The following is a 21,245-nucleotide window of genomic DNA, read 5'->3' on the forward strand; positions in this document are numbered from 1 at the left end:
GACAGTCTTACCAGTCAGTGCGGCGCTTCGGCCGCATGGTTAAGCGAATATTTCGGAATTTCGACGGTGAGATCTTCTTCACCGACGATCGCCTGACAAGCCAGACGCGATTGCGCTTCCAAGCCCCAGGCGCGATCAAGGAAGTCCTCTTCCAGCTCGTCAGCCTCTTCCAGCGAGTCGAAACCCTCGCGGATGATGCAGTGGCAAGTGGTGCAAGCGCAGACGCCGCCGCAGGCGCTTTCCATCTCGATGTGGTGTTCGTGGGCCAGTTCGAGAATTGATGTGCCGGGCGCAGCCTCGACCACCATGCCCTCAGGGCAGAACTTCTCGTGGGGCAGAAAAATGACCTGCGGCATCAGATATCCTCGATTTCATTCAGATTGCGCCCCGACAGAGCGGCTTTCACCGTCAAGTCCATGCGGCGGGCAGCAAAAGCGTCGGTTACTTGCGACAGACGCTTGGTCTGCTGCTCGATGGCGTAACCATCGGTACCTTTCATCAGTTCGGCCAGTTCCTGCATTTGCAGTTCGATGACCATGCGCTCTTCGGCGTCGAGCAAACGCTCGCCATCCGCCTCCAGAGCGCCCTGCACCGCTTCGATCAGGCGCTGGGCATCAACTTGCTGCTCACGCAGAACACGGGCGACCTTGTCGTCATTGGCGTGCTGGAACGAATCCTTGAGCATCTTGGCGATTTCGCCGTCGGTCAGACCGTAGGACGGCTTGACCTGAATGCTCGCCTCAACGCCCGAACCCAGTTCACGGGCAGAAACGCTGAGCAGACCGTCGGCATCGACCTGGAAAGTCACGCGAATCTTCGCTGCACCAGCGACCATCGCCGGAATGCCGCGCAATTCGAAGCGTGCCAGCGAACGGCAATCACTGATCAGCTCACGCTCGCCCTGCAGAACATGGATCGCCATGGCCGACTGACCGTCTTTATACGTGGTGAAATCCTGTGCGCGCGCGACGGGGATGGTGGTGTTGCGCGGAATAACCTTCTCCATCAGGCCGCCCATGGTTTCCAGCCCCAGGGACAGCGGAATTACGTCGAGCAGCAGCAGCTCGCCGCCATCGCGCTTGTTGCCAGCCAACGTATCAGCCTGGATCGCGGCCCCGATGGCCACCACTTGATCCGGGTCGATTTCAGTCAGCGGCTGACGGCCGAAAGCTTCGGCGACAGCTTCGCGAACACGCGGAACACGGGTCGAACCGCCGACCATGACCACGGCGTGCACATCTTCCAGCTCAACACCGGAATCGCGAACGGCGCGGCGGCAGGCTTTCAGGCTGCGCGCGACCATCGGTTCGATCAGCGCATCGAAAGCTTCACGGGTCAGCGGTGCTTTCCAGTCGCCATAGACCACTTCAACGCTGGCCGAGTCGGTCAGGGCTTCTTTGGCCGCGCAAGCGGTTTGCAGCAGATTGCGTTGTGCGCCCGGATCAAGATCGGCGGAAAGACCCGCGCTCTCGATGATCCAGCCGGCAATCGCGTGATCGAAGTCATCACCACCCAGCGCGCTGTCGCCGCCAGTAGCCAGAACCTCGAAAACACCGCCGGTCAGACGCAGAATGGAAATATCGAAGGTGCCACCGCCCAAGTCATAAATCGCAACCAGACCTTCAGCGTGCTGATCCAGACCGTAAGCCACAGCCGCTGCGGTCGGCTCGTTGAGCAGACGCAACACGTTCAGACCCGCGAGTTTTGCCGCATCTTTGGTCGCTTGGCGCTGAGCATCATCGAAGTACGCCGGAACGGTGATCACCGCGCCAACCAGCTCGCCACCCAGGGTTGCTTCAGCGCGCTGACGCAGGACCTTGAGGATATCGGCGGAGACTTCGACCGGGCTTTTAGGGCCTTGCACGGTTTCGATGAACGGCATGTGCGATTCGCCACCGACAAAGCGGTATGGCAGTTGCTCGCCCAATTGCTTGACGTCGGACAGACCACGACCCATCAAGCGCTTGACCGACAGCACGGTGTTCAAAGGATCGGAGGCGGCAGCCAGCTTGGCCGACTCGCCGACTTCGACGCGATCGGCGTGGTAACGCACAGCGGACGGCAGGATGACCTGCCCGTTTGCGTCAGCCAACGGCTCGGAAAGACCACTGCGCAACGCAGCGACCAGCGAATTGGTAGTGCCCAAGTCGATCCCCACAGCCAGACGACGCTGGTGCGGTTGAGGACTTTGGCCGGGTTCGGCGATCTGCAGTAGGGCCATCGTGATCAGGACTTATCTGTATATCAGGCGTGCGACCGGAGCGGCACTGGGTTAATCGTCGAGGCGCTCTTCTAACTGGCGCACTTCGTAGGTGAGCTTGTCGAGGAACTGCATGCGCCGCATCAGGCGTTCGGCCTGCTCACGTTGCGCTGCATCATCCCAACAGGCTGCGAAGCTTTCATTGAGTTCTTCCTGAGCCACTTTCAAGCGCCGCTTGAACACCGCGACGCCGTCGAGGTCGGCACTGTCCTGGAGGTCTTCGAGTTCTTCGCGCCATTGCATCTGCTGCAGAAGAAACTCGGGGTCATGGACCGTGACTTCCATCGGCACTTCATGCCCGCTGATGGTCAGCAGGTAGCGGGCGCGCTGGGCCGGGCTCTTGAGCGTCTGATAGGCATCGTTAAGCCGCGCAGACTGCTCAAGTGCGGACCGTTGCTCACGCTCGGAAGCGTCGGCAAAGCGGTCAGGATGAACGCCGCGCGCCAACTCACGATAGCGCGTGGCCAACTGCTCGAGATCCAGACGGAAACTCGGTTGCAGCTCGAATAAAGCGAAATGACAAGGAATACCCACGACAAGCCTCAGATGTTGAAGCTTTCGCCGCAGCCACATTCACCGCGTACGTTGGGGTTGTTGAACTTGAAGCCTTCGTTCAACCCTTCCTTGACGAAATCGAGTTCGGTGCCGTCCAGGTAGGCCAGGCTTTTCGGGTCGATGATCACTTTTTCGCCGTGACTCTCGAACACCTGATCCTCTGCAACCACCTCGTCGACAAACTCCAGCACGTAGGCAAGGCCGGAACAGCCTGTGGTGCGAACACCCAGACGAATCCCTTCACCTTTGCCGCGCCCGTCGAGGGAGCGCCGCACGTGTCGAGCAGCCGCTTCTGTCATGCTGATAGCCATCGGTGACTCCTTACTCGTCGCCAAATCCAGAAAGTCAGATCAAGCCTTTCTTCTGCTTGTAATCGCGAACAGCCGCCTTGATAGCGTCTTCAGCCAATACCGAGCAGTGAATTTTCACTGGCGGCAGGGCCAGTTCTTCGGCCAGCTGAGTGTTCTTGATGGTCTCGGCTTCGTCCAGAGTCTTGCCCTTCATCCACTCGGTGGCGAGGGAGCTGGAAGCGATAGCCGAACCGCAGCCGTAGGTCTTGAACTTGGCATCTTCGATGATGCCAGCGTCGTTGACCTTGATTTGCAGACGCATCACGTCGCCGCACGCCGGAGCGCCGACCATGCCGGTGCCGACATCAGGATCTTCCGCGTTCATCTTGCCGACGTTGCGCGGGTTTTCGTAGTGGTCGATGACCTTTTCGCTGTAAGCCATGATTCTAATCCTCACTCATCAGGGCCGCTCTTGAGACCCTGCAACTGCGCTGCGTAAACCGCCGCGTCGCTACAGGATCTGTATCTGGCGGCTTCTATATTTAGTGTGCCGCCCACTCGATTTTCGAGATATCGACGCCGTCTTTGTACATGTCCCACAGCGGCGACAGAGCGCGCAGCTTGGTAACGGCCTCGCAGACTTTCTGCGCGGCGTAGTCGATTTCTTCTTCGGTGGTGAAACGGCCGAAGGTGAAGCGGATCGAGCTGTGTGCCAGTTCGTCGTTGCGGCCCAGGGCGCGCAGTACGTATGAAGGCTCAAGCGACGCCGAGGTGCAGGCCGAACCGGACGATACCGCCAGGTCCTTGAGCGCCATGATCAGCGACTCGCCTTCAACGTAGTTGAAGCTCAGGTTCAGGTTGTGCGGAACGCGGGCGATCAGGCTGCCGTTGACGTACAGCTCTTCCAGGTGCTCGACCTGCTTGTAGAAGCGGTCGCTCAAGGCTTTGATACGGACGTTCTCGGCAGCCATGTCTTCTTTGGCGACGCGGAACGCTTCACCCATGCCGACGATCTGGTGAGTCGCCAGGGTCCCGGAACGCATGCCACGCTCGTGACCGCCGCCGTGCATGGTCGCTTCGATGCGCACACGCGGCTTGCGGCTGACGTACAGCGCGCCGATGCCTTTAGGGCCATAAGTCTTGTGGGCAGAGAAGGACATCATGTCGACTTTCAGCTTCTGCAGGTCGATCTCGACCTTGCCAGTGGACTGAGCGGCGTCGACGTGGAACAGAACGCCCTTGGAGCGGAGCAGTTCGCCGATCGCTGCGATGTCGTTGATGGTGCCGATTTCGTTGTTCACGTGCATCACGGAGACCAGGATGGTGTCTTCGCGCAGTGCAGCTTCAATCATGGCCGGGGTGATCAGACCGTCTTCAGTCGGATCGAGGTAAGTGACCTCGAAACCTTCACGCTCCAGTTGGCGCATGGTGTCGAGGACAGCCTTGTGCTCGATCTTGGAGGTGATCAGGTGCTTGCCCTTGGAGCCGTAGAAATGTGCCGCACCCTTGATTGCCAGGTTGTCGGATTCAGTGGCACCGGAGGTCCAGACGATTTCACGCGGGTCGGCGTTGACCAGATCGGCCACCTGACGACGAGCATTTTCGACAGACTCTTCAGCCTTCCAGCCGAACACGTGGGAACGGGACGCCGGGTTACCGAAGTTTCCGTCGACCAGCAGGCATTCACTCATTTTTTGCGCAACACGCGGATCAACCGGCGTGGTTGCAGAGTAATCAAGGTAAATCGGCAATTTCATGGACTATCTCCTAAATCAGGGCTGGCGTGCCGCTAGCTCTCTGGCTGTCATTCGACGGCGGACGCTTCAATCTTGTCCAGGCGTGGCGCCTTGCTGTTGCAACGACGCTGGTCCTGACGCTGGGCTACTTCTTGCACCTCACGGCGAGTCACAAGATCAGCCAAGCTGATACCACTTAGAAATTCGTGAATCTGCAGGCTCAAGTCGCACCACAGATGATGGGTCAGGCAGGTGTCGCCGGAATGGCAATCGCCCTGGCCCTGGCATTTGGTGGCATCGACCGATTCGTTTACCGCATCGATCACCTGAGCGACCTGAATGCCCTGCATGTCGCGGGACAACTGGTAGCCACCACCCGGGCCGCGAACACTGGAAACCAGGTTGCTGCGGCGCAGCTTGGCGAACAGCTGTTCGAGGTAGGACAGGGAGATGCCTTGGCGCTCGGAGATATCGGCCAGGGACACCGGCCCGTGCTGCGCGTGCAACGCCAGGTCAAGCATGGCGGTCACGGCGTATCGGCCTTTTGTAGTCAGTCGCATGGACAGTTACCACGGAGTTCAGAATGGGGCGAGTATGCAATTCCCGAGTATTTAAGTCAACTTTAAGACCTAGTACTTTAGTCAGGTTTACCCGCAAAAGAGCGCGCGCATCATAGCAAAGGCTGGCGGCATGCAGCCAGCAGTACCGCGCTAACGTTCTTCACGAGCAGGCTCGCTCCCAAAGAGGATTGCATTCCAATGTGGGGCGAGCCCGCTCGCGAAGGCAGCGCCGCGGTTTAGCTGGCCTGGCTCTGATCCTTGCCCTTCACGCAGGCGAAGTCTTCTTCGCGCAACTCAGGCAGATCTTTCGCACAGTAATTGCTGCCCAGATCCTTCAGCGCGCCGCACATACCCTCCAGACGTCCGTCCACCGCTTGCAGGTGATCGAGCAACTGACCAATGGCACGCGCCACCGGGTCCGGCATGTCTTCGCTGACGCCGTAGGCATCAAAACCGATCTTCTCGGCCATGGCCTTGCGTTTGGCGTCCTGCTCTTCATCGGACTTGACGATGATTCGCCCGGGAATACCGACAACAGTGGCGCCCGGCGGCACTTCTTTGGTCACCACAGCGTTGGAGCCAACCTTGGCACCGGCGCCGACCGTGAACGGGCCCAGCACTTTGGCACCCGCCCCCACAACCACACCATCACCCAGCGTCGGGTGGCGCTTGCCCTTGTTCCAGCTGGTGCCACCGAGGGTCACGCCCTGATAAATGGTCACGTCATCGCCAATCTCGGCGGTTTCACCAATAACGATGCCCATGCCGTGGTCGATAAAGAAGCGTCGACCGACTTTGGCCCCCGGATGAATCTCGATCCCGGTCAACCAGCGACCGAAGTTCGACACCAGCCGCGCCAGCCATTTCAGTTCGTTGCGCCACAGCATGCCGGCCAATCGATGAATCCAGATCGCATGCATGCCGGGGTAGCAGGTCAGGACTTCAAAAGCGTTACGCGCCGCCGGGTCTCGATGGAATACGCTCTGGATATCTTCACGCAAACGCTCAAACATCATTCAGTCCTTCCGTTTCAGAAGCTCACCACGGGCCGCTTTTTGGGTTTCCGTGAGGATGCCACGCAAAATATTCATTTCCGCCCGGCTGACCGAGCTGCGTCCGTACAACCGGCGCAGGCGCGCCATCAAGTGCCGTGGTTTTTCCGGATCGAGGAATTCGATGGCGACCAGCGTCTGCTCCAGATGCTCATAAAAGCGCTCCAGTTCATCCATGGTCGCCAGCTCGGCGCTTTTCACCGAAGCCACTTCTTCTTTCTCGATCTTGCTCGGCTGACCTTGAGCGGCCAGCCAGGCCATGCGCACTTCATAGCTCAACACCTGCACCGCCGCACCAAGGTTCAGCGAACTGAACTCAGGGTCGGAGGGGATGTGCACGTGAAAGTGACATCGCTGCAGCTCGTCATTGGTCAGGCCGAAATCTTCCCGACCGAACACCAGGGCGATCTCGGCGCCCTGCCCGGCTTCCTCAACCACTCTGGTGCCGCATTCGCGCGGATCCAGCAGCGGCCAGGGAATACGCCGGTCACGGGCGCTGGTGCCCAGCACCAGGTTGCAGCCGACCAAGGCGTCTTCCAAAGTGGCGACGACCTGCGCGTTTTCAAGGATGTCACCGGCACCGGAAGCGCGGGCGTCGGCTTCGTGGTGCGGGAAAACCCGCGGCTCGACCAGCACCAAGCGCGACAGACCCATGTTTTTCATGGCGCGCGCGGCCCCGCCGATGTTGCCGGGGTGGCTGGTATTGACCAGGACGACACGAATGTTCTGCAGCAAGGGAGGCGCTCTCGGACACAGGAAAGGGGTGCAAATCTTACAGAACAGCCTACCGTTAAGCTATGAAAGCGAACAGCGTCCTTCACCTGAAGAAAAGTTCTGATAGAATGCGCCGCTTTCTTTAACAACCTTAGGTGACACATCCATGCAGCCCATGCTGAATATCGCGCTGCGCGCCGCCCGCAGCGCCAGTGAACTGATCTTCCGCTCCATCGAGCGCCTGGATACCATCAAGGTCGACGAAAAAGACGCCAAGGATTATGTATCCGAGGTCGATCGCGCCGCTGAACAGAAAATCATCGATGCCCTGCGCAAGGCTTACCCGAATCACTCGATCCAGGGTGAAGAGACAGGCCTGCACGCCGGCACCGGCATCGAAGGCGAAGAGTACCTGTGGATCATCGATCCACTGGACGGCACCACCAACTTCCTCCGTGGCATCCCGCACTTTGCAGTGAGCATCGCCTGCAAATATCGCGGTCGCCTGGAACACGCAGTGGTTCTGGACCCGGTTCGCCAGGAAGAATTCACCGCCAGCCGTGGTCGCGGCGCTCAACTGAACGGTCGTCGTCTGCGCGTCAGCGGTCGTACCAGCCTCGACGGCGCCCTGCTGGGTACCGGTTTCCCGTTCCGTGACGACCAGATGGACAACCTCGACAACTACCTGGGCATGTTCCGCGCCCTGGTTGGCCAGACTGCCGGTATCCGCCGCGCCGGTTCGGCGAGCCTCGACCTGGCCTACGTGGCTGCCGGTCGTTTCGATGCGTTCTGGGAGTCGGGCCTGTCCGAGTGGGACATGGCTGCAGGCGCCCTGCTGATTCAAGAAGCCGGCGGCCTGGTGAGCGACTTCACCGGCGGTCACGACTTCCTTGAAAAAGGCCACATCGTTGCCGGCAACACCAAATGCTTCAAGGCAGTGCTGACGGCGATCCAGCCGCACCTGCCGGCTTCGCTGAAGCGCTAAGCTTTACGCGAAACGCAAAAAGCACCCTTCGGGGTGCTTTTTTTATGTCTGATATTCATCCTCCTCAAATCCATTGTGGGAGCGGGCTTGCTCGCGAATGCGCTTTATCATTTTGAGCAGATGCTGACTGACCCACCGCCTTCGCGAGCAAGCCCGCTCCCACAGTAAGGATTGCAGCGATCTGATGATTGAATTCCAGGCAAAAAAAAAGCACCCCGCAGGGTGCTTCTTTTCAAAACCGTTAAGCCTTACTGACCCGGCTCATTCTGCGACAGAATCAACTTGCCTTCCTTGTCGACCGGAATCTGGTTACCCGGATCGCGATCCATCCGCACTTTGCCTTCCTTGCCATCGAGCGAGTAACGCACGTCGTAACCGACGACCTTGTCGCTGATGTCATTGACCGTGTTGCAGCGGGTTTGCGTGGTGGTGTAGGTGTCACGCTCTTGCATGCCCTCCTGCACCTTGTTACCCGCATAACCGCCACCGACCGCACCGGCCACCGTGGCAATTTTCTTGCCGGTGCCGCCGCCAATCTGATTACCCAGCAAACCACCCGCCAGCGCACCGACGACGGTACCGGCAATCTGGTGTTGATCCTTTACCGGTGCCTGACGAGTCACTGTCACGTCCTTGCACACTTCACGTGGAGTCTTGATCTGTGTTTTAACCGGTTCTACGGCCAACACTTGCGCATACTCAGGGCCGCTTTTAACCAGGCTGTAGGTGGCAACAGCACCCCCGGCTGTTACACCGACAGCACCCAATACCGCACCAACCAGCAACGACTTGTTCACATGAACCTCCTGACCATCACATGCGGGACGCGCCCGCGCTTCTCCCAGCCTTGGAGCATAAAAAAAGGCGCGAGTTCAACTCGCGCCTTTCTTGGGCTGACAGCCGGGAAAACGATGGCCGTTATGGACGGTCGTCGACTTCCTTCTCGGTGTTGGCCGGAGGAATCAGATCCTCGGTGGTCAGGTTCAGCCAGATCAGCACCACGTTAGCGATGTAGATCGACGAGTAGGTACCCGCCAGCACACCAATGAACAGCGCGATGGAGAAGCCGAACAGGTTGTCGCCGCCGAAGAACAGCAGCGCCGCGATCGCCAGCAGAGTGGAGATCGACGTCGCCATGGTCCGCAGCAGGGTCTGGGTGGTCGAGATGTTGATGTTCTCGATCAGCGAAGCCTTGCGCAGCACGCGGAAGTTCTCACGAACCCGGTCGAATACCACGATGGTGTCGTTCAGCGAGTAACCGATGATCGCCAGCACCGCCGCCAGTACGGTCAGATCGAAAGTGATCTGGAAGTACGACAGGATGCCGATGGTCACGATCACGTCGTGAATCAGCGAAACAATGGCGCCGACCGCGAATTTCCACTGAAAGCGGAAAGCCAAGTAGATCAGGATGCCGCCGAGCGCCAGCAGCATGCCGAGGCCGCCCTGGTCGCGTAGCTCTTCACCGACCTGCGGGCCGACGAACTCGACACGCTTGACTGTCGCCGGGTTGTCGCCACCGACCTTCAGCAGCGCTTCCGCCACCTGATGGCCCAGTTGCGGGTCTTCACCCGGCATCCGCACCAGCAGATCGGTAGTCGCACCGAAGCTCTGCACGATGGCTTCGTGGTAACCCGACGTCGCCAGTTGCTCACGCACCTTGGTGACATCGGCCGGACGCTCGTAGGTCAGCTCGATGAGCGTACCGCCGGTGAAGTCCAGACCCCAGTTCATACCCTTGGTCACGACACTGAACATAGCCAGTAACGTGAGAAACACTGTGACGCCGAACGCGAAGTTGCGAACGCCCATGAAGTTGATTGTACGTAACATGGCAGCCCCTTAAATCCACAACTTCTTGAAGTCACGTCCGCCGAAGATCAGGTTGACCATTGCGCGGGTCACCATGATGGCCGTGAACATCGAGGTAAAGATCCCGAGGGACATGGTCACTGCGAAACCTTTGACCGGGCCGGTGCCCATGGCAAAGAGAATCCCGCCGACCAGCAACGTGGTCAGGTTGGCGTCGAGAATCGCGGTGAATGCCCGGCCGAAGCCTTCGTTGATTGCGCGCTGCACGGTCATGCCAGCGGCGATCTCTTCACGGATCCGCGAGAAGATCAGCACGTTGGCGTCGACCGCCATACCCATGGTCAGCACGATACCGGCGATACCCGGCAGGGTCAGCGTTGCACCCAGCAGCGACATCAAGGCCAGCAGCAACACCATGTTCACCGCCAGTGCGACGGTGGCAATGATGCCGAAGAAGCGGTAGATGGCAATGATGAACAGCGACACGAACAGCATGCCCCACAGCGACGCATCGATACCTTTGGTGATGTTGTCAGCACCCAGGCTCGGGCCGATGGTGCGCTCTTCAGCGAAGTACATCGGTGCGGCCAGACCACCGGCACGCAGCAGCAGCGCCAGCTCGGACGACTCACCCTGACCGTTCAGGCCAGTGATGCGGAACTGAGCACCCAGCGGCGACTGAATGGTCGCCAGGCTGATGATCTTCTTCTCTTCCTTGAACGTTTGAACGGCGACGTCTTTCTCGACGCCATCGACCACTTGCTTGGTGTAAGTGGTGATCGGACGCTGTTCGATAAAGATCACCGCCATGCTGCGACCGACGTTCGAACGGGTGGCGCGGCTCATCAGCTCGCCACCGTGACCATCCAGACGGATGTTCACTTCCGGGGTGCCGTGCTCGCCGAAACCGGCCTTGGCGTCGGTCACCTGGTCACCGGTGATGATCAGACCACGCTCGATCTGCGCTGGCGGACGATTGCCTTCACGGAACTCGAAGGTTTCCGAAGTGGCTTTCGAAGCACCTGGCTCTGCAGCCAGACGGAACTCAAGGTTGGCCGTCTTGCCGAGAATACGCTTGGCTTCGGCAGTGTCCTGCACGCCCGGCAGCTCAACCACGATGCGGTTGGCGCCCTGACGCTGAACGATCGGTTCGGCAACACCCAGCTCGTTGACGCGGTTACGTACCGTGGTCAGGTTCTGCTTGATGGAGTATTCACGGATTTCCGCCAGCTTGGCCGGGGTCATCGCCAGACGCAGCACCGGTTGACCGTTGAGGTCGGCCGGAACAATGTCGAAATCGTTGAAGTTCTTGCGGATCAGTGCACGGGCCTGTTCGCGGGAGTCTTCATCGCTGAAGCCCAACTGAATGGCACCGCCCAGTTGCGGCAGGCTGCGATAGCGCAGTTTCTCTTTGCGCAGCAGGCTCTTGACGTCGCCTTCGTAGACTTTCAGGCGTGCATCGAGGGCTTTGTCCATGTCCACTTCCAGCAGGAAGTGCACACCACCGGACAAGTCCAGACCCAGCTTCATCGGGTGCGCGCCCAGATTGCGCAGCCATTGCGGGGTGGTCTGTGCCAGGTTCAGCGCGACGACGTAGTCATCACCCAATGCCTTGCGCACAACGTCTTTGGCCGGCAGCTGGTCTTCAGCCTTGCCCAGACGGATCAGACCGCCCTTGCCGTTGGCGGCCAGCGTGGCTGCCTTGACGTTGATCCCGGACTCTTTGAGCGCGGTGCTTACGCGATCCAGATCGGCCTGATTGACCTGCAGGGCCGTGCTGGCGCCGCTGATCTGAATGGCCGGGTCATCGGGGTATAGATTCGGAGCGGAATAAATCAGACCGATCGCCAGCACCGCCAGGATCAGAATGTATTTCCACAGAGGATATTTGTTCAGCATCACGCCGCCCGTTATGAACGCGGGGCGCCTTGCGCGCCCCGTCGATTGAGTAGAAGTTGGAACCTTAGATCGCTTTCAGCGTGCCTTTTGGCAGCGTGGCGGCGATGGCGCCCTTCTGGAACTTCATTTCCACGGTGTCGGAAACTTCCAGAACCACGAAGTCATCGGCCACTTTGGTGATCTTGCCGGCAATGCCGCCGGTGGTGACCACTTCGTCGCCCTTCTGCAGGCTGCTCAGCAGGTTCTTCTGCTCTTTGGCGCGCTTGGCCTGTGGACGCCAGATCATCAGGTAGAAGATGACCAGGAAGCCGACCAGGAAAATCCACTCGAAGCCGCCGCCCATTGGGCCGGCAGCAGCCGGTGCAGCTGCGTCAGCCATGGCGTTAGAGATAAAAAAGCTCATTTAGCACTCCAGTTGCAAATGTTGAATCTTGGGGTCAGAAAACTCAGTCCAAAGGCGGAACGGGGAGCCCGCGTTTGGCGTAGAAGGCATCGACAAAGGCGGCCAATGTACCCTGTTGAATAGCCTCGCGCAAACCAGCCATCAGCACCTGATAATGGCGCAAGTTATGGATGGTATTGAGCATGCTTCCCAGCATTTCGCCGCACTTGTCCAGGTGATGCAGATAAGCGCGGGAGAAGTTCTGGCAGGTATAGCAATCGCAGGTCGGATCCAGCGGCGATTCATCATGGCGATGGAACGCGTTACGGATCTTCAGCACGCCAGTATCAATGAACAGATGCCCATTGCGGGCATTACGGGTTGGCATCACGCAATCGAACATGTCCACACCGCGGCGCACACCCTCAACCAGATCTTCGGGTTTGCCAACGCCCATAAGGTAACGAGGTTTGTCAGCCGGCATCATGCCCGGCAGATAATCCAGCACTTTGATCATCTCGTGCTTCGGCTCGCCCACCGACAGACCGCCAATGGCCAGGCCATCGAAGCCGATCTTGTCGAGGCCTTCGAGCGAGCGCATGCGCAGATCCTGGTGCATGCCGCCCTGAACGATGCCGAACAACGCTGCAGTGTTGTCACCGTGAGCATTTTTCGAGCGCTGAGCCCAGCGCAGCGACAGTTCCATCGATACGCGGGCGACGTCTTCGTCAGCCGGGTACGGCGTGCATTCGTCGAAAATCATCACGATGTCGGAACCGAGATCGCGCTGCACCTGCATCGACTCTTCCGGGCCCATGAACACTTTGGCGCCGTCGACCGGAGAGGCGAAGGTCACGCCCTCCTCCTTGATCTTGCGCATCGCGCCGAGGCTGAACACCTGGAAACCACCGGAGTCGGTGAGGATCGGGCCTTTCCACTGCATGAAATCGTGCAGGTCGCCGTGCTCCTTGATCACTTGAGTGCCAGGACGCAGCCACAGATGGAAGGTGTTGCCGAGAATGATTTCTGCGCCGGTGGCAACGATGTCACGCGGCAACATGCCCTTGACCGTGCCGTAAGTGCCCACCGGCATGAACGCCGGGGTCTCGACGGTGCCACGCGGGAAGGTCAGACGACCACGACGGGCCTTGCCATCGGTGGCAAGGAGCTCAAAGGACATGCGACATTCGCGACTCATTCTGTTTCCTCTGGGCCTGATTGTTCAGGGGCAGTCGGTGCGGGATTACGGGTGATGAACATCGCATCACCGTAGCTGAAAAAGCGGTAACCGTTGTCGACGGCAGCCTTGTAGGCGGCCATTGTTTCCGGATAACCGGCAAACGCGGAAACCAACATCAGCAACGTGGATTCCGGCAAATGGAAATTGGTCACCAGGGCGTCGACCACATGGAACGGCCGGCCCGGGTAGATAAAGATATCGGTGTCACCACTGAACGGCTTGAGCACGCCGTCGCGCGCGGCACTCTCCAGCGAACGCACGCTAGTGGTGCCCACGGCAATCACCCGACCACCGCGTGCACGGCACGCCGCGACTGCATCGACCACGTCCTGGCCGACTTCCAGCCACTCGGTGTGCATGTGGTGATCTTCAAGCTTCTCGACGCGCACCGGCTGGAACGTCCCCGCGCCCACGTGCAACGTGACAAACGCGGTCTCGACGCCCTTCGCCGCAATCGCTTCCATCAGCGACTGATCGAAATGCAGCCCGGCGGTCGGCGCCGCCACTGCACCCAGACGCTCGGCGTACACGGTCTGATAACGCTCGCGATCCGACCCTTCGTCCGGGCGGTCTATATAAGGAGGCAACGGCATGTGCCCGACGCGATCGAGCAGCGGCAACACTTCTTCAGCGAAGCCCAGCTCGAACAACGCATCGTGACGCGCAAGCATTTCGGCTTCGCCACCACCATCGATAAGAATCTTCGAACCCGGCTTCGGCGACTTGCTGGAACGCACATGGGCCAGCACGCGGTGCGTATCGAGCACCCGTTCAACGAGGATTTCCAGCTTGCCGCCCGAGGCTTTCTGCCCGAACAGCCGCGCCGGAATCACCCGGGTATTGTTGAACACCATCAAATCGCCCGGGCGCAAATGCTCAAGCAAATCAGTGAATTGACGGTGTGCGAGGGCGCCGCTCGGCCCGTCAAGGGTCAGCAGGCGACTACCGCGACGCTCGGCCAAAGGGTGGCGGGCGATCAGCGAATCAGGGAGCTCGAAAGTAAAGTCAGCAACGCGCATGATGGGGTTCGTCTAGCAGGGCCGGAAAGTCTAGCGGAAATATCGAAAATTCTCTATGTACCTGATTGACCGACGGTAATCTCATCTCTATACTTCGCCGCCATTGAGCCCTGATGGCGGAATTGGTAGACGCGGCGGATTCAAAATCCGTTTTCGAAAGGAGTGGGAGTTCGAGTCTCCCTCGGGGCACCAAAATTAAGAAAGGTCTTGCTTAGCAAGGCCTTTTTTTTCGTCTGCCGGAAAGTGCCGCTGGCCGCCCGGCGAGATCCCACAAAGGTCACTTCATGGAAACGTCACTGGAAACAGTCGCCCTTTTCTCCCTCAAACTCGCTTACGAGGAAGAAGGCCTGAGCCCGATCCTGCGGGACGACATGGTCATGGGTGATTACCAGAAAGACATTTTCGAACTATTGGTGCGGCGCGGGGATGTCGAGACCATTCAGTTCAAGATGAACGAATGCCTGAGCCTGGCGATGGATGCCTTGGGCGGTGTCGAGAAACCGCTGGGGCGCGAGTTGCACAAGTTGTCCGCTGAGTTCAGCGAGGCGCGTTCGCTGGAGCAGCTGGATCAGCCGCTCCTCGCGCTCAAGGGTTACTTAAAAGACATCTTGTAATGGGCTTAGCCGTTACAGCAGATGCTTCGAAATGTACTTGGAAATCTCCACCATCGAGGTCTTCCCGGTGAACTCGAACTTCACTTTCCCCAGTGACGAGAAATAAATCTCCAGCTCCGAATCCAGATCGAACGTGCCCGAGGTTTCCACGGAGTACGCGACGATGTTCTTGTACGGCAAGGAGGTGAAATCCTTCTTGCTGCCGGTAATGCCCTGAACGTTTACCGCGATGATGCGTTTGTTGGTAAACACCACGCCGTCACGCATGGCCTTGTAAGAGTCGATTACCTCCTCACCGTCCAGCAACAGCGCGCTTACGCGTTCGGCGTACTCATCGTTCTGCTTGAGTTTGAAGAAACCTTTGTTGTTGAAATCGATCATCTGTCCATCCTCATCTTCAAGAAAACATCCCGGTATTTCTTTGGTTCAACGACGGGCTTTCAGCACGCGGATATCGGTCGGAAACCCATCGGCGCCGACGAGCTTTTTCCAGCCCAGATACTGAAACTCACCCTTCTCATCAATGTAATCGCCCTTCTCCACGGATCGACCGCCAACCACCGCGACGCGTTTGACTTCGCCACAACCGCCATCAGAAGGCCGAACCGTATAGATCACATACGGCTTCACGTATTGCGTAGCGCGGAAGTATTGGCCGCAGATTTCGTCGACGGTGATCAACATGGTTTTCAGGCGGGCTTCGCCGTCGGTGTCTTCGTGCAGTTTCAGGAAGGAGATGTCACCGACGTCGCTGTAGCCGAGGGCGCGGGCGCGTTGGTATTCGGGGGAGTTCTGGTGGGCGATGCGGCCTTCCTCCACGCCGCGTTGCATTTTCGCGGCGAACTCGGCTTTGCCTTGGGCAATCATTGCTTCAGCCTGGCCCGCGAATTTTTCGCATTCGGCGAATTCTCGCGAGCCGAGGTGATTGGGCGTCAGGTTCGAGCGATGTTCATTCATGGTCCGCAGGTTGCTTTCCAATGCAAACATCACGTCGTAGGCGGTGGTACGACCGCTCTGCACATCGGCCATTTTTTCCTGCACTCGCTGGCAGTTGCCGGCGTAATACTTCCAGCTGTTTTCCGGATGCTCTTGCACGGCGGCGAATGCTGGGGCCATTGCAGCGGCGAGTGTGATTGCGCAGAGCAGGCGCAAAGAGTGGGTACTGACTGGCATGGGTAGTCCGTTACGGAGATGGGCAGTGGCGCGACGCTACTATTTTGCTATCTTGCCGTCCACTGCCAGTAACGAGGTCGCCAGCGCCTCGATGGAGTCAATTTTCAGAGGGAGGAACACCTTGATGGCCGTGTTGTACTTTTTCGTCTGGGCAGCCGTTTGGGCTTGGGTCGTGCAGACCCGTGGTGCCTGGAACCTGATCCTTGCCAACCTGGCGGGTGCTGCCAGCGGCTTTATCGTAGCGATGATTTTCTCGGTGGTCTGTGCAGGACTGTTCCCGGCGCACGTGCCTCCTGAAGCTGAGAACCTCGCCAGCAGCGTGTTGCAAATGATCACCACGTTCGGCGTGCTGGCGGGTGTCTGGATGTGGCTGGTCAGGCGTCCTCGGCCAGAACATCCACTGGCCCGGCGACTTTTCGCTGGCATCTGTGGGTTGGCTGCGGGTGTGACGACGCTGGCGTTTTTCGCGCTCAATTTTCACTGAGCACCGCTATCGTCACTGCCATTTCACGTCTGTTTTGTTATCTTGCCGGCCATTCTCAGCGTTCACCTTGGGCGTGCGTTGATTTCAGGTTTTGATGGTTTAAGGAAAGGATCAAATGGAGTTTCTGCGTTTTCTGGCGTTTGTCGCCGTGTGGGGGTTCATGTGGCGCTGGGTGGTCAAGAACCGTGGCAGCTGGAATATTTTCTACGGCAACATCGTTGGCGCAGCGGGTGGTTTTATTGTCGCGATGGTGGTGCTGTCGATCACCCTGTCGTTGTTTCCGGCGACGTCGGTGACAACGCGAAACAGCGAAACGGAAAGCGCCGCGGCGGCACTCTTGCCTGAAGTGAAAATGGCGATGGAGCCCACACCCGTGATCCCGTCCACTCCTGAGAAGTCCGCTGACCTTACGACCTATGTCGCCAGCGAACCACAGAACGAGCCTTCGCCGCCCGAGTCCGCACTTCTGCCGTACTACAGCAAGCGCCTGCCCGCATTAATCCAGGAGAAGAACTTCAAGGACAACGTGCGCAACGACTTTACCGTTTCGCGCCGATTGGCCGGCAGCCATCCGGACGCCGACAAATCCCTGATGGCGTTCATGATTTGCGACCCCATCATTAAAAGTGCCATGCGTTTTTCAGCGTCGACAGCGATCACCGGCGCCAAGAGTTCGAGCAGCCAACGGTTCAAGGATCAGACCTATACCATCAGCAGCACCGTCACCGCTCGCAACATGTTGGGCGACAATGTCAGTTATAGCTCCAACTGTTCAGTTCAGCAGGTCGACGGCAAAGATGCGGACAAGGCCGCGTGGCGGCTGCTCGATCTGAAGCTGAAGAAGATCGATTCTTAAGGCTCGTTTAAGGGATCAAGGCGCCGCCTGCGCTATCATCGCCGGCCTGTGCGCCTTGAGCTTTGCCCTCGATGTCTTCGACACCCGCTGACCTGATCCCGCTGCCTCCTGTCCTGGCCGGCCCGCTGCTGCGACGGCTGGAGCCAACCCGCGTGGTCATGTGGCTGGTCGGCACGCGGCCACTGGCGCTGACCTTGCGCCTGCAAGGTGTAGGAGACATTCCTCTGGACGCGGGGAAATGCACAGTCATTCCCGTAGGCCGCGACGCCTTTGTTCATCTCATCGATGTTGCTCTGGATAGCGCCCTGCCCTGCGACACGCGGATCGACTATGACCTGCTGATCGATAGCACAACCGGCATCGCCGACTGGGCAGCGCATCTGCTGTACGGCAATGCAACCAGCCCGAACTTCGTCCTGCGCTCGCGCATCGATCAACTGCTGCACGGTTCCTGCCGAAAACCGCATCACCCGGCGACGGATGGTTTGCTGTGCGTCGACCAACTGTTGGCGAACGAAACCGATCCACAGCAACGCCCCGCGCTGTTGATGATGAGCGGTGACCAGGTCTACGCCGACGACGTGGCCGGCCCGATGTTGCGGGCGATTCATGCCTTGATCGAACGCCTCGGCCTGTTCGACGAACACCTCGAAGGCGCGGTGGTCAGCGACAGCGCGAAACTCTACGAGCACCCGGCCAGTTACTACCACCGTGCGGATTTGTTACCGGCGCTGGAGAGCAACGAGACATTGCGCGAGCGATTTTTCGGCGGCGCGCGTAAGCCTATTTTCACCAGCAGCAGCGCTGACAATCACCTGGTGACGTTCGCCGAAGTCATGGCGATGTACCTGCTGGTGTGGTCGCCAACGGCCTGGTCGCTGATCGATCCGCAAGCGCCCGAACTGACGCCCGAACGCCTCAAGCGCTACACCCTCGAACAGACGCGCATTGACGCCTTCAAGGCTGGATTGGACAAAGTCGCCCGCGCGCTGGCGCATCTGCCGAGCCTGATGATTTTCGACGATCACGACATCACCGATGACTGGAACCTGTCCGCGCAATGGGAGGAAACGGCCTACGGCCATCCGTTCTCCAAGCGCATCATCGGCAATGCGCTGATCGCCTATATGTTGTGTCAGGGCTGGGGCAACAATCCCGATGCGTTCACAGAGGTATTGGAGAAAACTCTGGGGCTGAGCGCCAGCGGTGATGATCAGTACCTCGACAGCCCGGTGCAGGACGATTTGATCGATGACCTGCTGCGCTTTCAGCATTGGCATTTCGTACTGCCAACCAGTCCGGCGATGGTAGTCATCGACACGCGCACCCGACGCTGGCGCAGTGAGATGGCGCTCAAGCAACCCTCGGGCCTGCTCGATTGGGAGGCGCTGAGCGAACTGCAACAGGAACTGCTCGATCACCCGTCAGCGATCATCGTTTCCCCGGCGCCGATCTTCGGCGTGAAGCTGATTGAAACCGTGCAGAAGGTCTTCAGTTGGTGCGGTTACCCGCTGCTGGTCGACGCGGAAAACTGGATGGCCCATCGCGGCGCCGCGCAAGTGATCCTGAATATTTTCCGCCACTCGCGCACACCCGGTAACTACGTGGTGCTGTCCGGCGATGTGCATTATTCCTTCGTCTACGAAGTGCTTATCCGCCACCGCAAGGCCGGACCGCGGATCTGGCAGATCACCAGCAGCGGCATCAAAAACGAGTTTCCGAAAACCCTGCTGGAGTGGTTCGACCGCCTCAACCGCTGGCTCTATTCGCCACGGTCACCGCTGAACTGGTTTACCAAACGCCGCCGCATGCGCATCGTGCCGTATACGCCGGAACATGCCGAGGCTGGCGAACGCCTATGGAACTCAGCGGGGATCGGTCAGGTGTTTTTCAATGAGCAGGGGCAGCCGCGCGAGATCATTCAGCACAATTCGAATGGCAAAGCGAAGACACGGATGCTGGCGCCGGATCTGGCGGATTATCCGGACTAGCCACAGTTTTTTTCCTACACTGGAAATACCAGATCCCGACAACGCGGCGGTTTCTCACTGCCCGAGACAGTGGACAAGGATTACAGCCTTCTCAGAAACGTCTCCAGGGTTCTTAAGTGATACTGAACGTGCTCGCAGTAAGCCTTCTGCGAAACAACCACTAGTAGGTGTCGCCTTGTCATCCTGTACTCACCTCCATACGTTCTTGGCATCCAGCGAGGATCGAGAGCTAACTTCGCAATCCCGGCAAGAATCTGAGCCTGTCGTAATGATGCCTCCTGGCGAGAACAGCACACTCGAAGAAACAGCCTACTTGATGCGTTCACCCGCAAACGCCGACCGGTTGATCAAATCGATCGGCGAAATGCGCGCAGGAAAAGCCAAAGTCAGACATTTGATCGAAGAGTGAAAATCGTCACGACTGAACGACACATCCCACACCTCTGACAATCATTTCCACCTCCCGCTCATCAATCGTCAACGGTGGCAGCAGCCGTATCGTCTTGCCACGCGTGACGTTGATCAACAGCCCATGATCCCGCGCCGCGATCAGGGTCAGATCACGCACCGGTTGTTTCAGCTCGATACCGATCATCAAGCCCTGCCCACGAATCGCCAGCACATTGGGATTGTCCGCCAGCTCTGCACGCAGACGAGTCAAAAGGCGTTCACCCTGAACCCGGGCGTTTTCCAGCAGGCCCTGTTCTTTGATGATGTCCAGCACCGTGCAACCGACCCGGCACGCCAGCGGATTGCCGCCGAAAGTGCTGCCGTGGCTGCCCGGGGTGAACAGATCCGCCGCCCTGCCCCGCGCCAGACAAGCACCGATCGGCACGCCATTGCCCAGACCTTTTGCCAAAGTCATGACATCCGGGACGATGCCTTCATGTTGAAACGCGAACCAGCGCCCGGTGCGGCCGATTCCGGTCTGGATTTCATCGAGCATCAGTAACCACGCATGCCGATTGCACAGTTCGCCCAGGGCTTTCAGGTAACCGGGCGGCGCGATCTGCACACCGCTTTCGCCCTGAATCGGCTCGACCAGAATCGCCACGATGCGCTCGCCGTGCTTTTGCCGCAACTGCTCCAGCGCTGTGAGATCACCGAACGGCACTTTGACGAAATCCCCCGGCAATTCGTTAAAGCCCAGGCGCACCGCCGGGCCGTCGCTGGCCGACAAGGTGCCGAGTGTGCGGCCATGGAACGCGTTGGCCATGACCACCACCAGCGGCTGTTCGATGCCTTTGCGCCAGCCGTACAAACGCGCGAGTTTCAGCGCCGTTTCATTGGCTTCGGCGCCAGAGTTATTGAAGAACGCCCGCTCCATCCCCGACAGTTCAGTCAGGCGTTTGGCCAGTTGTTGCTGCCAGTCGATGCTGTACAGATTGGAGGTGTGCAGCAGCAATCCTGCCTGCTCGCTGATCGCCGAAACGATCCGCGGGTGTGAGTGGCCGACATTGGTCACCGCCACACCGGCAACTGCGTCCAGATACTCGCGACCGGCCTGATCCCACAGGCGAGTGCCGAGGCCCTTGGTGAAGCTCAAGGCCAGTGGTTGGTAGGTGTTCATCAGGGCGGCGGTCATGACTTCAAACTCCAGTGCAGGTCGGTGTGCTGGCAGTA

24 protein-coding genes and 1 tRNA gene are annotated in these 21,245 nt (G+C 59.0%); 7 read left to right on the forward strand and 18 right to left on the reverse strand.

What is annotated here, in order from left to right:
* Positions 1 to 14: 14 nt before the first annotated feature.
* From fdx to trmJ, 9 genes are all read right to left on the reverse strand, one after another.
* A complete protein-coding gene (gene fdx / locus ACM6IV_RS27835) occupies positions 15 to 356 on the reverse strand; it encodes an ISC system 2Fe-2S type ferredoxin (protein ID WP_016773327.1) in 342 nt (113 codons plus the stop codon).
* Entirely contained in the window at positions 356 to 2,221 is a 1,866-nt protein-coding gene (gene hscA / locus ACM6IV_RS27840; protein WP_414872540.1) for a Fe-S protein assembly chaperone HscA, read from the reverse strand. Before hscA ends, fdx begins: the two co-directional genes overlap by 1 nt.
* A gap of 51 nt (positions 2,222 to 2,272) precedes the next feature.
* Positions 2,273 to 2,794: a co-chaperone HscB gene (gene hscB / locus ACM6IV_RS27845; protein ID WP_008084660.1), complete on the reverse strand. Its 522-nt coding sequence runs from the start codon at positions 2,792 to 2,794 to the stop codon at positions 2,273 to 2,275.
* Between the two features lie 8 nt (positions 2,795 to 2,802).
* Entirely contained in the window at positions 2,803 to 3,126 is a 324-nt protein-coding gene (gene iscA / locus ACM6IV_RS27850; protein WP_003227904.1) for an iron-sulfur cluster assembly protein IscA, read from the reverse strand.
* A 34-nt stretch (positions 3,127 to 3,160) separates the two neighbouring features.
* Positions 3,161 to 3,547 (reverse strand): Fe-S cluster assembly scaffold IscU, encoded by a 387-nt coding sequence (gene iscU / locus ACM6IV_RS27855; protein WP_007916892.1) that lies wholly within the window; start codon positions 3,545 to 3,547, stop codon positions 3,161 to 3,163.
* A 100-nt stretch (positions 3,548 to 3,647) separates the two neighbouring features.
* Positions 3,648 to 4,862: an IscS subfamily cysteine desulfurase gene (locus ACM6IV_RS27860; protein WP_414872541.1), complete on the reverse strand. Its 1,215-nt coding sequence runs from the start codon at positions 4,860 to 4,862 to the stop codon at positions 3,648 to 3,650.
* A 47-nt stretch (positions 4,863 to 4,909) separates the two neighbouring features.
* On the reverse strand, positions 4,910 to 5,401 hold the full coding sequence (gene iscR, locus ACM6IV_RS27865; protein WP_003227911.1) for a Fe-S cluster assembly transcriptional regulator IscR: 492 nt from the start codon (positions 5,399 to 5,401) through the stop codon (positions 4,910 to 4,912).
* Between the two features lie 236 nt (positions 5,402 to 5,637).
* Complete coding sequence (gene cysE, locus ACM6IV_RS27870; RefSeq protein WP_025109222.1) at positions 5,638 to 6,414, reverse strand: serine O-acetyltransferase; 777 nt, start codon at positions 6,412 to 6,414, stop codon at positions 5,638 to 5,640.
* A 3-nt stretch (positions 6,415 to 6,417) separates the two neighbouring features.
* Positions 6,418 to 7,188: a tRNA (cytosine(32)/uridine(32)-2'-O)-methyltransferase TrmJ gene (trmJ, locus tag ACM6IV_RS27875; RefSeq protein WP_414872542.1), complete on the reverse strand. Its 771-nt coding sequence runs from the start codon at positions 7,186 to 7,188 to the stop codon at positions 6,418 to 6,420.
* A 145-nt stretch (positions 7,189 to 7,333) separates the two neighbouring features.
* On the opposite strand from trmJ, the gene suhB reads away from it, so the two are divergent.
* A complete protein-coding gene (suhB, locus tag ACM6IV_RS27880) occupies positions 7,334 to 8,152 on the forward strand; it encodes an inositol-phosphate phosphatase (RefSeq protein ID WP_016773320.1) in 819 nt (272 codons plus the stop codon).
* A gap of 248 nt (positions 8,153 to 8,400) precedes the next feature.
* Here suhB and ACM6IV_RS27885 read toward each other — a convergent pair whose 3' ends face one another.
* The 6 genes from ACM6IV_RS27885 to queA form a co-directional block, all read right to left on the reverse strand.
* The gene (locus tag ACM6IV_RS27885; protein ID WP_007956693.1) at positions 8,401 to 8,949 is read right to left on the reverse strand and encodes a glycine zipper 2TM domain-containing protein; all 549 of its coding nucleotides are present in this window, start codon (positions 8,947 to 8,949) and stop codon (positions 8,401 to 8,403) included.
* A gap of 121 nt (positions 8,950 to 9,070) precedes the next feature.
* On the reverse strand, positions 9,071 to 9,985 hold the full coding sequence (gene secF / locus ACM6IV_RS27890) for a protein translocase subunit SecF (protein ID WP_414872543.1): 915 nt from the start codon (positions 9,983 to 9,985) through the stop codon (positions 9,071 to 9,073).
* Between the two features lie 9 nt (positions 9,986 to 9,994).
* Positions 9,995 to 11,863, reverse strand: coding sequence for a protein translocase subunit SecD (gene secD, locus ACM6IV_RS27895; RefSeq protein WP_414872544.1), 1,869 nt, complete (start codon positions 11,861 to 11,863; stop codon positions 9,995 to 9,997).
* Positions 11,864 to 11,927: 64 nt separating this feature from the next.
* Positions 11,928 to 12,266, reverse strand: coding sequence for a preprotein translocase subunit YajC (yajC, locus tag ACM6IV_RS27900; RefSeq protein WP_007916913.1), 339 nt, complete (start codon positions 12,264 to 12,266; stop codon positions 11,928 to 11,930).
* Positions 12,267 to 12,309: 43 nt separating this feature from the next.
* Positions 12,310 to 13,425, reverse strand: a complete 1,116-nt coding sequence (gene tgt / locus ACM6IV_RS27905) for a tRNA guanosine(34) transglycosylase Tgt (RefSeq protein WP_162130185.1) — start codon at positions 13,423 to 13,425, stop codon at positions 12,310 to 12,312.
* 14 nt (positions 13,426 to 13,439) lie between these two features.
* Positions 13,440 to 14,504, reverse strand: a complete 1,065-nt coding sequence (queA, locus tag ACM6IV_RS27910) for a tRNA preQ1(34) S-adenosylmethionine ribosyltransferase-isomerase QueA (RefSeq protein ID WP_414872545.1) — start codon at positions 14,502 to 14,504, stop codon at positions 13,440 to 13,442.
* A gap of 107 nt (positions 14,505 to 14,611) precedes the next feature.
* Here queA and ACM6IV_RS27915 point away from each other — a divergent pair.
* A tRNA-Leu gene (locus tag ACM6IV_RS27915) sits at positions 14,612 to 14,696 on the forward strand.
* A 92-nt stretch (positions 14,697 to 14,788) separates the two neighbouring features.
* On the forward strand, positions 14,789 to 15,118 hold the full coding sequence (locus ACM6IV_RS27920) for a hypothetical protein (RefSeq protein WP_220558895.1): 330 nt from the start codon (positions 14,789 to 14,791) through the stop codon (positions 15,116 to 15,118).
* 12 nt (positions 15,119 to 15,130) lie between these two features.
* Here ACM6IV_RS27920 and ACM6IV_RS27925 read toward each other — a convergent pair whose 3' ends face one another.
* Together ACM6IV_RS27925 and ACM6IV_RS27930 are read right to left on the reverse strand one after the other, a co-directional pair.
* Positions 15,131 to 15,499, reverse strand: a complete 369-nt coding sequence (locus tag ACM6IV_RS27925; RefSeq protein ID WP_034156100.1) for a PH domain-containing protein — start codon at positions 15,497 to 15,499, stop codon at positions 15,131 to 15,133.
* 45 nt (positions 15,500 to 15,544) lie between these two features.
* On the reverse strand, positions 15,545 to 16,291 hold the full coding sequence (locus ACM6IV_RS27930) for a hypothetical protein (protein ID WP_414872546.1): 747 nt from the start codon (positions 16,289 to 16,291) through the stop codon (positions 15,545 to 15,547).
* A gap of 25 nt (positions 16,292 to 16,316) precedes the next feature.
* Between ACM6IV_RS27930 and ACM6IV_RS27935 the strand changes: the two genes are divergently transcribed.
* From ACM6IV_RS27935 to ACM6IV_RS27950, 4 genes are all read left to right on the forward strand, one after another.
* A complete protein-coding gene (locus ACM6IV_RS27935) occupies positions 16,317 to 16,775 on the forward strand; it encodes a hypothetical protein (protein WP_414872547.1) in 459 nt (152 codons plus the stop codon).
* A gap of 115 nt (positions 16,776 to 16,890) precedes the next feature.
* Entirely contained in the window at positions 16,891 to 17,631 is a 741-nt protein-coding gene (locus ACM6IV_RS27940; RefSeq protein ID WP_414872548.1) for a hypothetical protein, read from the forward strand.
* A gap of 71 nt (positions 17,632 to 17,702) precedes the next feature.
* Positions 17,703 to 19,622, forward strand: a complete 1,920-nt coding sequence (locus ACM6IV_RS27945; protein ID WP_414872549.1) for an alkaline phosphatase D family protein — start codon at positions 17,703 to 17,705, stop codon at positions 19,620 to 19,622.
* 205 nt (positions 19,623 to 19,827) lie between these two features.
* Entirely contained in the window at positions 19,828 to 20,031 is a 204-nt protein-coding gene (locus ACM6IV_RS27950) for a prevent-host-death protein (RefSeq protein WP_414872594.1), read from the forward strand.
* A 6-nt stretch (positions 20,032 to 20,037) separates the two neighbouring features.
* On the opposite strand, the gene ACM6IV_RS27955 is transcribed toward ACM6IV_RS27950, so the two are convergent.
* Positions 20,038 to 21,207, reverse strand: coding sequence for an aspartate aminotransferase family protein (locus ACM6IV_RS27955; protein ID WP_414872550.1), 1,170 nt, complete (start codon positions 21,205 to 21,207; stop codon positions 20,038 to 20,040).
* Positions 21,208 to 21,245: the final 38 nt, after the last annotated feature.

Source organism: Pseudomonas sp. IT-347P, assembly GCF_949768005.1.
Lineage (GTDB): Bacteria > Pseudomonadota > Gammaproteobacteria > Pseudomonadales > Pseudomonadaceae > Aquipseudomonas.

Coding starts and splice junctions, on each gene's coding strand:
- fdx (WP_016773327.1), bottom strand. CDS start 356: ATGCCGCAGGTCATTTTTCTGCCCCACGAGAAGTTCTGCCCTGAGGGC.
- hscA (WP_414872540.1), bottom strand. CDS start 2,221: ATGGCCCTACTGCAGATCGCCGAACCCGGCCAAAGTCCTCAACCGCAC.
- iscA (WP_003227904.1), bottom strand. CDS start 3,126: ATGGCTATCAGCATGACAGAAGCGGCTGCTCGACACGTGCGGCGCTCC.
- iscU (WP_007916892.1), bottom strand. CDS start 3,547: ATGGCTTACAGCGAAAAGGTCATCGACCACTACGAAAACCCGCGCAAC.
- ACM6IV_RS27860 (WP_414872541.1), bottom strand. CDS start 4,862: ATGAAATTGCCGATTTACCTTGATTACTCTGCAACCACGCCGGTTGAT.
- iscR (WP_003227911.1), bottom strand. CDS start 5,401: ATGCGACTGACTACAAAAGGCCGATACGCCGTGACCGCCATGCTTGAC.
- cysE (WP_025109222.1), bottom strand. CDS start 6,414: ATGTTTGAGCGTTTGCGTGAAGATATCCAGAGCGTATTCCATCGAGAC.
- suhB (WP_016773320.1), top strand. CDS start 7,334: ATGCAGCCCATGCTGAATATCGCGCTGCGCGCCGCCCGCAGCGCCAGT.
- secF (WP_414872543.1), bottom strand. CDS start 9,985: ATGTTACGTACAATCAACTTCATGGGCGTTCGCAACTTCGCGTTCGGC.
- secD (WP_414872544.1), bottom strand. CDS start 11,863: ATGCTGAACAAATATCCTCTGTGGAAATACATTCTGATCCTGGCGGTG.
- yajC (WP_007916913.1), bottom strand. CDS start 12,266: ATGAGCTTTTTTATCTCTAACGCCATGGCTGACGCAGCTGCACCGGCT.
- tgt (WP_162130185.1), bottom strand. CDS start 13,425: ATGTCCTTTGAGCTCCTTGCCACCGATGGCAAGGCCCGTCGTGGTCGT.
- queA (WP_414872545.1), bottom strand. CDS start 14,504: ATGCGCGTTGCTGACTTTACTTTCGAGCTCCCTGATTCGCTGATCGCC.
- ACM6IV_RS27920 (WP_220558895.1), top strand. CDS start 14,789: ATGGAAACGTCACTGGAAACAGTCGCCCTTTTCTCCCTCAAACTCGCT.
- ACM6IV_RS27925 (WP_034156100.1), bottom strand. CDS start 15,499: ATGATCGATTTCAACAACAAAGGTTTCTTCAAACTCAAGCAGAACGAT.
- ACM6IV_RS27930 (WP_414872546.1), bottom strand. CDS start 16,291: ATGCCAGTCAGTACCCACTCTTTGCGCCTGCTCTGCGCAATCACACTC.
- ACM6IV_RS27940 (WP_414872548.1), top strand. CDS start 16,891: ATGGAGTTTCTGCGTTTTCTGGCGTTTGTCGCCGTGTGGGGGTTCATG.
- ACM6IV_RS27945 (WP_414872549.1), top strand. CDS start 17,703: ATGTCTTCGACACCCGCTGACCTGATCCCGCTGCCTCCTGTCCTGGCC.
- ACM6IV_RS27955 (WP_414872550.1), bottom strand. CDS start 21,207: ATGACCGCCGCCCTGATGAACACCTACCAACCACTGGCCTTGAGCTTC.